Here is a 13347-nt window from a genome sequence, read left to right as displayed (position 1 = left end):
TTTTTTTCTTTTTAGTGGATAAATTTCAGGGGCAGGCGTGACTCGCATGAGTCACGCCTGCCCCTGTTCGGAACCATCTATTTCCCGACAGCCCCAGGATGACCAGACCGCAGACACACACAATGTTAATACATGTACTAATGGTAATGCCTTCTATATATCCCACATCTTCACCCCCTAAATTTTATCATGCATGCCCTTGCCGAGAATTCCATTGGGCATAAAGATCAAAACAATGACCAGCATTGCATAAGCAATCAGATCGCGGTACGTGGATGACACATAGCCGGCTATCATGGTTTCCAAAAATCCCAGCAGCAGGCCGGAGATCACAGCGCCTGTAAGACTTCCCAGGCCACCGATGGTGGCTGCCACAAATCCCTTATTTGCAATGGCTCCCATGCTGGGAAATACGGAGTACTTCATGCCGTAGAAACAGCCGGCAAGGCCAGCGGCAGCACCGGACAAAAGGAATACGATCATTGCCACAAAGTTAACATTAATGCCCATCAGACTGGCTGTATTGGTGTCAAAGGAACTGGCCCTGATTCCCAGCCCCATGCGGGTATTGTAAAGGAACATCCAGAGTCCTGCCAGCATCAGTATGGACAGTACTGCCGCAAGGATATCGGATCTTGGAACCGCAACACCGCCCATCTGAATGGTAACACGCGCCCAATCCGATGGAAAGGCGTGTACCCCGCCGCCAAAAATCTGGATCGCAGCATTAGGCACAAACGTATTGATCCCAAGTCCGGCAATCATCAGATACAGCTTCAGCGTCTTTTTCTGGCGCATGGGGCGGTATACCGTAAGTTCCATGATAAAAGACACAATGCCTGCCACCACCATGGCCAGCAGGATGGATGGAAATAATGGAAGATTCAGTGCCGGAATGGCATAAAATGCTGCAAAGGCCCCCAACATCATAACAGGTCCGAAACCAAAGTTGGAAAAGTTAAATACGCTGAATACCAGCGCATAACCTACAGCCAACAACGCATAAACACTGCCGATCGAGATGCCAGTGACCAGCTGCTGTAAAAACATATTCATAAGTCATCTACCTCGCTCACTTTGTAATAAGCACAGCCGTCTGTGCCACATGATCCATTCCATGACAACAGACGGCCTACGTTTGCACCAGATATAAGAATCTTTTGTTACTTTACAGGAGTGGCATAAGCGCCCAGACTGACGAACTCCCCGTTCTGGACCGTAACAACATTATACTCAAACCCTACCAGATTATGGTGTTCATCATATCCCTGTACCGGGCATGTGATCAGATCAATGTAATCCGCCTCCTCAAGGGCCTTACGCATGGCTTCAGGATCCGTAGAGCCTGCCGTATTAATGGCGTATTCCACCAGCTTGGCCTCATTAAAGGAAACCAGTCCGTCCACATGCAGGGACATTCCGCTGGCGCCATGGTTTTCATAATACTGCTTGGTGATCTCTGTAAAGCGGTCGCTGCTCATGTCTGCTGTGGTATTAAATATGCATCCCTCCAGGGCAGGACCGGCCAGTGTCAATAGATCGGCATTGTCTGCTGTTGAAATGGTCATAAGCTTGATCTCATCCGCATATCCCAGTTCCTTAAGCTGGTTGGCCACATACCCGATTTCCTTGTAACCCATGGCAGGCATAAAGATATAGTCAGGATCCTTCTCAGCCAGATTTCTCAGCTGCGCGCGGAACTCCTGGTCGTCAATCTGATAAGTTGCCTCTCCCACAAAGGTGCCTCCAAGTCCTTCCAGGGTATCTACATATGTGTCACGCATATTAACACAGTCAATCTGAGTGGTCTCATAGAGTACGGCAACCTTTGGATTATTCAGCTCATGGTATGTATAATTGGCAATGTTGATCAGAAAATCGCTGTTCTCGGGACCTGCGCGGAAGGTCCATGGACGGGTCTCTCCCTTCTCATCCACTGTTACGATCGCTGAGGAACCTGACGGAATGTGCAGAACGCCTTCACGGTTGCATATTTCAGCAACAGCTGTACTCTGCGTAGAGTTGGAAGGCCCAATAATGACGTCCACGCCGGCCTGTATCAGCTTATTGGTGGCATTAACAGCCTCAGAGAAATCACCGCCTAAGCCGGAAACATCATAGGTCCGGAAATCAATCTCCCGGCCCAGCCAGCCTCCATTTAGATTAACCTCCTTAAAATAGTCAGTTAACAGGTACTGCGGGACAAGGCCATACAGGGAATCGGGGCCTGATGACCACCCCAGAAAACCAATTACGATCGGTTCATCGGTATTAGCAGGTGCTGCTGCCGCTCCATCCTGGGACTTATCTGCACTTGCCTGTGTCTGGGCGGCAGTGTCCCCACTGGATGACGGTGCAGGGGACTTGCCTCCGGAACATGCAGTTAAACCAAGTGTTAATGCACATACTAAAACTAAGGATACGACTTTTTTCATTCTACTCTTCCTTTCTAAACATGAATTTTAATATTTTAAGTACCAACTCTTACTTTACTGGCACAAGTTTCATCAAAAAGTGACGGTCATAGGTGGACAGGGGCATCAGGAACAGCTCTCCCTTTGAGTTGCCGCACATGCCATGGGCGCGGATCGGGGAATTATAAAAGCCCAGCTGGGCCACAATCTCCATATCCATATCAGCAATGGTAAGGCCGCCTCCCCGCTCAGCAATATAGACATAGGTATCATCTGCCCAGATTCCAGTTGGCTGGTACAGGTTTTCACTCATATATGCCAGTACTTCGCCGTTTTCATCAAATACATGTACGCTGTTGGCTTCCCGGTCCCCTACCCAGACCCGGTTGAACCTGTCTACCCACAGGCTGTGGGGTATGTAGAACCTGCCGGGCTCATCCCCCGGGCCGCCCCATGTCCTTAGCAGGGTACCGTCCTTGGAAAAACGGTGGACCGCAGCATTGCCGTAACCGTCACTGACAAAGATATCTCCCTTTGGCCCCATACATACGCCTGTGGGCCTGTTAAATGGAGGCGCCGCCCTTCTGATGGTCTGCACCCCGGCCCAAAAGGACCATCCCTTGTCAAAGGCCACGTCCGTGGGTACGATCTTCCCCCTTCGCTGCATCCTGCGCCACACATCTTTTTCAAAACCACTGTCACTGGGAACTCCCAGATTGCCCAGGTCCCTGATCCACTCACCGTCCTTTGTCAGTTCCCGCACCACATGGAGTCCTGTATCCACGCACAAAAGCGTGTCCTCCTCTGTTACACACAGGCTGTGCACCTCCTGGAACAGCCCCTTTCCAAAGCTCTTCACATAGTTTCCCCTGGCGTCCAGCATTACCACCGGATGTTCCGTGTCGCGGCACATCATAAACAGGTTGTCCTCTTTGTCACAGCAGCCGCCGGAATACATGGAAAACTCAAATTCATCCGGGAAATTCCCGTATTCCGGAATCAGCTCATATGACAGGCCGTTATGACTGAAAACCGAACGCCCACAGCGGTCCCTCTCCTCAAACCCTTCGATCAGCTTCATCTTTTCCTCCCTCCGCTTTGAATTCTTTATGTTTATGCCTCGCATTTAACAAAGGCTCCATATCCTGCCTGACATAGGATCTTTCCATCCCCGTAAACACGCTCGCCGCGCACATAGGTGTCCGTTACCCGGCCCTTAAGCTCCATTCCCTGATACGGTCCCTTAACACTCTTTGTCTTTGAGAAGGATTTGCTTCCGTCATAAACCCAGTTCTCATTGGGATCAATAAAAATAAAGTCCGCATCAGCTCCTGGCAGCAGGTTTCCCTTCCTGGGATACAGTCCCAGCATCCTGGCTGCATTTGCAGATGTAAGGTCCGCAAGCTTTTCCCATGACAGGCCTCTGCGGTTCACACCCTCGGATATCATGGCTGCCAGCATCACGTCATTGCATCCGAATCCACAGAACTCCTTCCAGAAATCATTGGCTCTCACCTTTTCTTCATCCGTGTATGGCCCATGGTCCGAACCGATTACATCAATGGTCCCGTCCATCACATACTCCCACATCTTCTCAACATTCTCCCTGCTGCGGAACGGAGGCGTACATTTAGCAAATGATTTTTTCTCTCTCAGCACATCCCTGTCAAAAATGAGATAATGGGGACATGTCTCCACATATACGCGCGTCCCTTCCTTTTTGGCATTGCGAAGGAATTCCGCTCCCTGGCTGATGGTGGTATGGCAGATCTCCAATCTGGCACCTGTCATTTTTGCAAACAGAACCGCCCTCTGGATCGCATCATACTCTGTCCACCACGGGCGGGCATCATCAAAGCAGGCTTCGTCCTCACACCGGATCCGGGAATAATGCTGGCATCCAAAATCCGCTGCCTCCGCATTCTCAGCATGAAGTGCGATCAGACCATCAAAGGAAGCAGCCGTCCGCATCCCGTCCACCAGATAACCATCCGTAATACGTGGATAGGCGTCTGTTGCAAAGCACATAAACCCCTTAAATCCAATACAGCCAAGATCATGCATTTCCTTCATATCCTTAATGCTGGAGGGGATCAATCCTCCCCACAGGGCAAAATCCACAACGGAGCGCTGCTCTGCAATGCCCTTTTTCAGTTCAAACCCCGGCCGGTCAATGGTGGCCGGTTCTGAGGGAAGGGGCATGTCACATATGGTAGTGATACCGCCCGAGGCAGCGCTGCAGGATCCGCAGTACCAGTCCTCCCTGAAATTATAGGGCCCCGGATCCGCCATGTGATTGTGGCTGTCAATCATACCCGGCATCACGGTCTTTCCCAGTGCATCAATCACCTCACAGTCTGCCGGAACATCCATTCCCTCGTCCAGCAGCGCCTTGATCTTCCCGTTTTCCACTAACAGTGAGACCTGGGATACATGGCCGGGGAGTACCACGTTCCCATTTACTATCAACTTTTTTTCATGTTTCATTGTGCAATCTCCACATTTTTTTGAATTTTCGATAATATTATCTTAACAAAATGAACAAAAGCTGTCAATTCAACCAATCGACAGCTTTCTGTGGATATTATTCGTATTTTGCAACATAAATTTGTTGTTTTACTGACAATTCCAAGACTTCTCCACACTTCCCTGGGATGCGGCCACCACCTTTACATTAATGTCAGCCCAGGCCTTTACCTCCTTTGAAGAAATATTCCAGTCTGTAAACACATAATCGATCTGTTCCGCGGAACAAACTTTATTGAAGGCCACCTCGCTGAATTTGCTGAACTCGCACAGGACCATACGGGTATGTCCGATTTCCAGCATCTTCTTTAACACGGCCGCCTCCTCTGTGTTATATTCCGTAACCCCGTCCTGAATGGAGATCCCGTCAATGCTCACAATGGCCTTATCCACCCTAAAGTTGCCCAGCGTGTCACTGCTCATACTGCCTACCAGGCTCCGGTTGTGCTTGCGCAGGTATCCTGATGTCAGATATACGCTGCTGCTCTTATTTTCATTTAAGACAATGGCCACATCAGGTGAATTGGTGATAACAGTGAGCTGGTTCTTGCGTTCTGCCAAACATCTGGCCAGCGCCAGGGAGGTGGTCCCATTGCTCATGGCAATGGCATCCCCGTCATTGATGTATTCGGAAGCCAGCCTGGCTATGGCCTGTTTTTCCATCTGGTGCTTTTCCATCTTCCGCTCAAACTCCATCTCCTGGGCCCTCAGGTTATTGTACACAGCGCCTCCCCTGACCCGCTTGATGGAAGATTCCTTTTCCAGCTCCAACAGATCCCGGCGGATGGTTTCTATGGAAACCTGGAACACCTCTGCCAGCTGCTCAATCTTAGAAAACTTTACCTCAGACAAATACCGTACGATCTCACCCTGTCTCTTATTCTGCATGACCCACGCCCTCCCACGTTTTGTTTTCCCCCAAATTCCACATTTATTCCACATGATTTCACCGAAAAAGGGTTTTTAAAACTTTTTTTATTAAGTCTTATGGCTGAAATTTCCTGTATGTTACCCATGTTTACTTTGTTTTCTAAATCAAAAAACACAGATTTTTCTGTCTTGTGGAAATGATTTGGAAAAATCACTTAGAAAACCATATTTTCTACCGCTATTTTAGCATGATAAAGTTTGGGATTCAATGACAACTTAGAAGTAGTTTTGACTATAAGCAAGGAGAGGGGGATATTTACAGGAAAATTCTACTCATTTGGCATTAATATTTGACATAATATGTAATTGAGGTTTGTGGAATCCAAAAATCCGGGAGGCGCTTTCAACATCCAAATACTCCCCGAAATAACCAGAAAAAGGGGGCAAGACCGAACACCAAATTTCGGTCTTGCCCCTTCTGATCCATAATACTTACATTCTTATCCGCCGGACTGCTTTATATTACACGATCCCCTGGCCCAGCATGGCTTCTACTACTTTCTCAAATCCCGCGATATTAGCGCCTGCCACATAGTTGCCGGCCACTCCGTATCTCTCAGCCGCATCAGCAGCCTTTGCAAAGATATTGACCATGATCGTATGAAGCTTCTCATCCACTTCCTCAAAGGACCAGGACATTCTCAGCGCGTTCTGGCTCTGCTCCAGACCGGAGGTTGCCACGCCGCCTGCATTTGCTGCCTTTCCAGGCATGAAAAGGATCTTCTTCTCAACAAACAGCTCTGTTGCCTCCAGGGTGGACGGCATGTTAGCGCCCTCTGCCACTGCAAAGCAGCCGTTTGCCAGAAGTGTCCTGGCATCCTCCAGGTTCAGCTCGTTCTGGGTAGCGCATGGAAGAGCGATATCGCATGGAATGGTCCAGATTCCCTTGCCCTCTGTGTAAACAGCGGTTGGAACAGCATCCACATACTCCTTGATGCGTGCCCTGCGGACTTCCTTGATCTCCTTAACAATATCCAGCTTAATGCCGTCCTCGTCATAGATATAGCCATTGGAGTCGCTTAAGGCAACTACCTTGGCACCCAGCTGCTGTGCCTTCTCGGTTGCGTAGATGGCAACATTTCCTGAACCGGACACAAGTACGGTCTTTCCCGCCAGTTCCTTGCCGTTGTGCTTTAACATCTCATCCAGTATATACACCAGGCCGTAGCCGGTTGCCTGTGTCCTTGCCAGAGAGCCGCCAAAGGTCAGGCCCTTGCCGGTGAGAACGCCCTCGTATAAACCGGTGATCCTCTTGTACTGGCCGAACAGGTATCCTACCTCTCTGCCGCCCACACCGATGTCGCCTGCGGGGATATCCGTATCCTTTCCAATATGACGGTACAACTCTGTCATAAAGCTCTGGCAGAACGCCATAACTTCCCTGTCGGACTTGCCCTTGGGATCAAAATTGGAGCCGCCTTTTCCACCGCCCATGGGGAGGCCGGTTAAGGAATTCTTTAAGGTCTGCTCAAATCCAAGGAATTTAAGAATGCTCTGGTTTACAGATGGGTGGAAACGAAGGCCGCCTTTGTAGGAGCCGATCGCGCTGTTAAACTGCACTCTGTATCCCTTGTTTACCTGAACCTTGCCGCTGTCATCCACCCACGGTACTCTGAATGAAACAATGCGTTCCGGTTCTGTAAAACGTTCCAGGATTCCTGCCTTGCGATACTTTTCCTCGTTGGCATCAATTACCAGTCTCAGGGAATCCAGAACTTCCTTTACTGCCTGATGGAATTCTGGTTCTCCCGGATTCTGCGATACCACTCTCTCGTAAATCTCATCAACATATGACATTTCTTTCGCCCTCCTAGGTTTATGTATGAAGTGTAGGGATGCCGTCATTTTCGCAGGGTGTCTGAAAATTACTCAAACCCCCTCCAAGACACACACTTTAGAAAAAGTATAACAAGTTAATTTGTTAAAGTCAAGAACGTTGTATTTCAATTTTTTTACAGGAATTCCCATATTTTATTCGTTAATGCCCGCCAGCTCTGCCAGCTGGGCCAAAACTCCCCTGCCTCCGTTTAATGATATGGATCCTACCTTGTCGCAGATCCGCTCCAGATATTCCATTTCCTTCAGTTTAAACAGGGTCTGGTTCTCATCCATCAGTCTGGCTGTGTTTAACAGGCTCCTGGTGGACGCCACTTCCTCCCTTCGCATGATCACATTGGCCTGGGCCTTTTTTTCAGCAATGAGCACCGTGTTCATGATCTCCCTGATCTCTCCCGGCAGGATAATGTCCTTGATGCCGGCACCGGTCATCTCCACGCAGTACTCCTCCTGGCGTTCCTTCAGTTTCTCCAGCACATAGGAGCTGATCTCCTCCTTTTGGGCCAGCAATTCATCCAGCCGGTATTTCCCCACGTACTCCCTGAGCTTCAGCTGGGCATAGGTATAGAGCTGGGAAGCCACCCCCTCCACCTGCTGCACCAGACGTTCGGGGTTCACGATCCTGTAATTACAGATCACGTTCAGCCGCACGGCCACCTTGTCCGCGGTCAATATTTCCTGGCCCGAAATATCCAGCTGCTGGATCTTCATATTAAATATCTTGCAGGATACCTCCCTGCCATAGTTCCAGAAATAATAGGTTCCTGTGTCCAGCCGCTTCTCATACCGGTTGTCAAAATACAAAAGTCCGGTCTCCCCGTCTTTAATTGTGATCTTCTTATAATACTTCGCGGGCATCAGGTCCATATAGTGCCTTGGCAGGCTGTCCTCCATCCAGGGCTTTGTAATATCAATGGCCTGGAATTCATTTTTCTCAAACACGTTCCAGAACAGCACCTCCGGCCTGGTTATGACCTCCCTGTATGCTTTATTGACAAACCGGATGGCAATACACTCGTCCGGCAGCACGTTTTTTATTACCCTGGATGCAAATTCCTGATCCCTCATCAGGATCTCCTCCGGAATCCCGCAGGTCTTTACCTCCCCTGTCATGGGTACTACATCCACCTGGTATCCCTGCATTTTGAGAAATGTGTATTTCCCTGCTGTCAAAAGCCTTATGAACCTTCCGCCCTTTGACAGGTAACCACATTCCTGGTCTTTGATAATATATTGTTCAACAAGGCAGTTGTTTTTCATTTCCTGAATCCTCCATTCTTACGATCTCAATTCCACATTGAGTTATACTCTTAATGCACTTTCATTTGCCAGGAAAAGTACCATGTCCGGCTTTATCCGTATCCTGGGGGCCATCCCTTTAGCAGGTGCAGTCAGGCAAAACGTCTGGCAGCTATATATATCTTTCTAGTAAATCTTCCTTGTAAATCTTTCATATATATAAGCCCGGTTTTCCCGAGATTCCCTGCGGTATCCGGTACGGCGCTGACCGGATACGGACTGCCTTTTTCAGGCCTTTCCATGTAAAATGCACATGGCGTCCTGATCAGGCCAAAGCACGGACATTACTTTTCCATCCTGGTGAAGAAACACTTTGGTTGTGTTTTTCTAATGATTGCTATACCACTTAGCTACATGGCAAATGCCTGCAGGCACTGGCCAGGTGGGATTTGAACCCACGACACATCATCCTATCTATCGATCACGGCAGACAACGGTATACCCCCTGCCATAGGCCGGGGCACCGGGGAGTCCCAGGAGGAAAACTCCGCCATCAGTCAGACTGCCTGTTAACTTACATCCATCCCTATCCTTTTACAACCCCGATGGTCCTGAGCCGTTTGACGGGCACAACAAGGTCCAGCTGGTTATTCATTACTTCCTGGATATCCTTATAGGCAAACCGGCTCTCCTCCGCAACATCCGCCTTTCCCTTCTTTCCCAGGATTACACCCTGTTTCTGAAGATCCACCATCACTTCCTCACAGGAAAATGCCGCCATGGCGCCTTTTCTGGAATAGCGGCGTCCTGCTCCGTGGGAGGAGGAGCAAAAGCTCTCCGGATTTCCCTTTCCCATGACCACGTAGCTGTATGAGCCCATTGCCCCGGGAATCACTGCAAGTTCCCCGTTTCCGGCCCTCACAGCGCCTTTTCTGTGCACCCATACGTCCTTGTCATAGTGGTGCTCCAAAGCCGCATAATTGTGGTGGCAGTTGATATCATGGGAAAACTTAAGCTCAAGATCCGTATATTTTCCTATATATTTTTCCAACACGGATTTTGTGGCAAGCATCATCTTTTCCCTGTTTTCCTTTGCAAAATCCATGGATAGCTGCATCCAGTTTAGGTACTGTCTTCCCTCCCCGGTATCCACGGGCAGGAATGCCAGCCGGTATTCATCCGGCACATCGCTGTACCATCTCCTGTTTAACTCCCTTGCCTTAAAATGGAAGTAATCGCACACCGACTTTCCGATATGGCGGCTTCCGGAGTGGATCATCACGCACAGATATCCCTCGTCATCTGCCTGAAGCTCAATAAAATGATTGCCTCCGCCCAGGGTTCCGATCTGGTAAAATCCTGCTTCCAGCTGCCCTAACAGCTCTGCGTCCTCCTCGTATTTTTCCAGTTCATTAAAGGCATTTTCCATGGTATAACAGGGCATCTCCGTTTTGTGATGGGCAAATCCCACCGGTACATTCCTCATAATATCCCCTACCATGGCCTGGATAAGGGATCCGTTCCCTGTCATGATCTCCCTGATATCATCCACCTTGATATTGGTCTCAGTGTAAGCCATGCCGCAGCCAATATCCACTCCCACTGCATTAGGTATGATCACGCCGTCTGTGGCTATGACCCCTCCGATGGGCATTCCCATTCCCGCATGTGTATCCGGCATGAGGCAGACCCATTTATGAAGAAACGGCAGCTGTGACAGATGATATGCCTGCTCCTGACAGCTTTTTTCCAAGTCCTTGCGTTCCTCCAGCCATACCCTGACCGGGAATCTCATCTCTTCTTTTTCATACATCACAAACATATATCTCACATCCTTCCATGTATTTGTTTTGCTTTGGCGGACCAGCGCCATTACTTTTTATGTTTGTTCCTGATCACAGCCATATCATAACGTATTTTATATGGCAAATCATTTAAGAAAAGTTGCGAACTTCCATTTCTTCCATATATAATCATATTAATATTGCTTATGAGGTGGGTGCCATGGCTGAATTTCAGGAACTAATAAAGAATTTTGACAGAATCCGGGACTATATGCGCCAATTTTACATCTATGGCTTTAAGGTGAGAAATGATTTCCAGGACAAAAGCCCCAGGACCTATGACAATGAACGCAGACGAATTGAGAGCTGGCTCTCCGACTATACCCGGTCCGATTACACATCCAAGGGAAAGCATGTATATATCAATGTGGACAGCAAGTCCATTTCCCAGAATCCCCTGTATGCCGCCTGGAAGTCCAAAAGCTTTACGGATAATGACCTGATGCTCCACTTTTTTATCCTGGACCAGCTTGTTGACGCTCCTCAGGGCATGACTGCCTCCGCCCTCTGTGATGAGATATCCCGGGACTACGGCGTTGTCTTTGACATCCAGACCCTGAGACTTAAGCTGAAGGAATACGAAAGCCTCGGCATCCTCTGCTCTGAGAAATCCGGTCGGAACCTGGTCTACCGGCTGGTGCCGCTGCCACATAATCTGGCAGCTGATCCGCCGCATGGCCTGCCACATGATCTGCCCCCCGGCTTTACATCTGGGCTGTGGCCCGATCTCATAACCGCCGTGGAATTTTTCCAGGGCGCTGCCCCCTTTGGCTTTATCGGCAGTACGGTGCTGGACCGGGAGGACATGGGCAACCGCATGTTCCAATTTAAACATCAGTTTATTGTCCATACACTGGAGGACGGCATACTGGCCCAGCTCCTGGATGCCATCCATAGGCAGTGCTCCATTACATATGAAAATAAAAGCAGCCGCAGCAACGGGATCAGCACCCACAGCGGAATACCCCTTAAAATCTTTGTCAGCACCCAGACCGGCCGCAGGTATCTGTGCATGTATTTACCGGAAAACCGCAGGTTCAGCTGTGCCCGCCTGGATTCCATCCAGAAGGTAAATGTCCTGGAGCCATATGAAGCTTATGATAAGGTTCTGGCTGATCTGAACCAGAACATGGGGAAATGCTGGGGAGTGTCCTTTGGAAGCGGCAGAAGCCGCCTGGAAGAGATCTGCATCAAGCTTTATATTGATGAGGAAAAGGAACCTTACATCCTGAACCGCCTTTACAGGGAGGGACGCGGGGGAGAAGTCATGCGGATCCGTGAAAACCAGTACCTTTACACCGGCGTCTTTTTTGATACCAATGAAATGCTGTCCTGGGTCAAGACATTTACGGGAAGGATTCTGGACATACAGGGAACCAGCCAGTTTGCCATTGCAAAGATTACCCATGACTGGGAAAAGATGTATGAGATGTACTGCACAGAAGAGACAAAGGCAGGTGAAGAACATGGAACTGTTTGATAAAGTATACGGCTGCTACTACAACATTTTAAGGCATATGCTCACGGAAGCGGCATCCCGCCCCATTACCCGCAGGGAGATGGAGGATATCTGCAAAACCTACAGTTTTCAGGAGAGTTCCCTGGCCATTCTGCCAAGGATCGAGGATCATACCTGGCCTCTGTTCCAGGAGGAAACTCCCGGTATCTTCACCTCCCGGCTGCACGGAGCGCCTCCTTCCCTGCCCCTGACAACACTGCAGAAATCCTGGCTGAAATCGCTGATCTCAGATCCCCGTCTCTCCCTTTTTCTGGATGACAAACAGCAGCGGGAACTGGAGCGCTGCCTGGAGCATGTCCCTCCCTTATATGACAACAGTGACTTCTATTATTTCGACCAATATAAAGACGGGGACCCTTACCACACGCCTGAGTACAGGGAACATTTCCATACCATACTCACGGCCATCAGGGAAAACAGGGTCCTGCTGGTTGCCTATGAGGGCAAAAAAATGCGCACCCACACCTATGAAGTGGCCCCTTATCAGCTCCAGTACTCCTCAAAGGACGACAAGTTCCGTCTGTGCTGCCTTATGCATTACCGGGGACATTTCTGTAAAGGAACTCTCTTAAACCTGGGTCGTATAAAAGACTGCCGCTTGTCCCCATCTTCCATACCGGATCATTCCAGGGACCTGCGGTTTAAGCCCGTACAAAAGGCTGCCGAGCCCGTCCTGCTGGAGATCAGCGGTGAGCGCAACTCTTTGGACCGGTGTATGCTCCACTTTGCCAACTATGAAAAACACACGGAATATGATGAGGAACAAAAATGCTGGCTCTGCTCCATCTATTACGACATGGCGGATGAAACCGAGCTGCTCATAGAGATTCTGTCCTTTGGACCCGTGGTCCGTGTTCTGGGACCCGGATCATTTGTACAGCAGATACAAAGACGTGTAAAAAGACAACATGAACTATTTTATGATACATTGGGTGACGAGAGTCATGCAGAAGCTTCCATATACAAATGCGGCTTCTGAAATATTGATAAAACAGGCAGCTGCTTACGGATCAGGCAGCTGCCGCTTTTTATGTCCAGA

Annotated in this window: 10 protein-coding genes; 2 read left to right on the top strand and 8 right to left on the bottom strand. The window is 49.3% G+C overall.

Going from position 1 to position 13347, the window contains the following annotated elements:
- Nucleotides 1-177: 177 nt before the first annotated feature.
- The 8 genes from ABID13_RS26315 to ABID13_RS26280 all read right to left on the bottom strand — a co-directional run bounded on the left by ABID13_RS26315 (nt 178) and on the right by ABID13_RS26280 (nt 10767).
- Nucleotides 178-1056, bottom strand: a complete 879-nt coding sequence (locus tag ABID13_RS26315) for a branched-chain amino acid ABC transporter permease (protein ID WP_007862526.1) — start codon at nt 1054-1056, stop codon at nt 178-180.
- A 107-nt stretch (nt 1057-1163) separates the two neighbouring features.
- Nucleotides 1164-2435, bottom strand: coding sequence for an ABC transporter substrate-binding protein (locus tag ABID13_RS26310; RefSeq protein WP_048929215.1), 1272 nt, complete (start codon nt 2433-2435; stop codon nt 1164-1166).
- 49 nt (nt 2436-2484) lie between these two features.
- Nucleotides 2485-3495: an NHL repeat-containing protein gene (locus ABID13_RS26305; RefSeq protein WP_007862528.1), complete on the bottom strand. Its 1011-nt coding sequence runs from the start codon at nt 3493-3495 to the stop codon at nt 2485-2487.
- Nucleotides 3496-3527: 32 nt separating this feature from the next.
- Nucleotides 3528-4901 (bottom strand): allantoinase AllB, encoded by a 1374-nt coding sequence (gene allB, locus ABID13_RS26300; protein WP_007862530.1) that lies wholly within the window; start codon nt 4899-4901, stop codon nt 3528-3530.
- Nucleotides 4902-5030: 129 nt separating this feature from the next.
- Complete coding sequence (locus ABID13_RS26295) at nt 5031-5828, bottom strand: DeoR/GlpR family DNA-binding transcription regulator (RefSeq protein WP_007862531.1); 798 nt, start codon at nt 5826-5828, stop codon at nt 5031-5033.
- Nucleotides 5829-6332: 504 nt separating this feature from the next.
- Nucleotides 6333-7667 (bottom strand): NADP-specific glutamate dehydrogenase, encoded by a 1335-nt coding sequence (gdhA, locus tag ABID13_RS26290; RefSeq protein ID WP_007862532.1) that lies wholly within the window; start codon nt 7665-7667, stop codon nt 6333-6335.
- A 174-nt stretch (nt 7668-7841) separates the two neighbouring features.
- Entirely contained in the window at nt 7842-8966 is a 1125-nt protein-coding gene (locus ABID13_RS26285; RefSeq protein WP_007862533.1) for a slipin family protein, read from the bottom strand.
- Nucleotides 8967-9531: 565 nt separating this feature from the next.
- Nucleotides 9532-10767: an RtcB family protein gene (locus ABID13_RS26280; RefSeq protein ID WP_048929216.1), complete on the bottom strand. Its 1236-nt coding sequence runs from the start codon at nt 10765-10767 to the stop codon at nt 9532-9534.
- Nucleotides 10768-10949: 182 nt separating this feature from the next.
- Between ABID13_RS26280 and ABID13_RS26275 the strand changes: the two genes are divergently transcribed.
- Entirely contained in the window at nt 10950-12269 is a 1320-nt protein-coding gene (locus ABID13_RS26275) for a WYL domain-containing protein (protein WP_045091585.1), read from the top strand.
- Complete coding sequence (locus ABID13_RS26270; protein WP_048929217.1) at nt 12256-13287, top strand: WYL domain-containing protein; 1032 nt, start codon at nt 12256-12258, stop codon at nt 13285-13287. The genes ABID13_RS26275 and ABID13_RS26270 overlap by 14 nt, the downstream gene beginning before the upstream one ends.
- Nucleotides 13288-13347: the final 60 nt, after the last annotated feature.

The organism is Enterocloster citroniae (assembly GCF_040545455.1).
Classification (GTDB): Bacteria; Bacillota; Clostridia; order Lachnospirales; family Lachnospiraceae; genus Enterocloster; species Enterocloster citroniae.
This window is presented reverse-complemented; position numbering and strand designations above follow the sequence as displayed.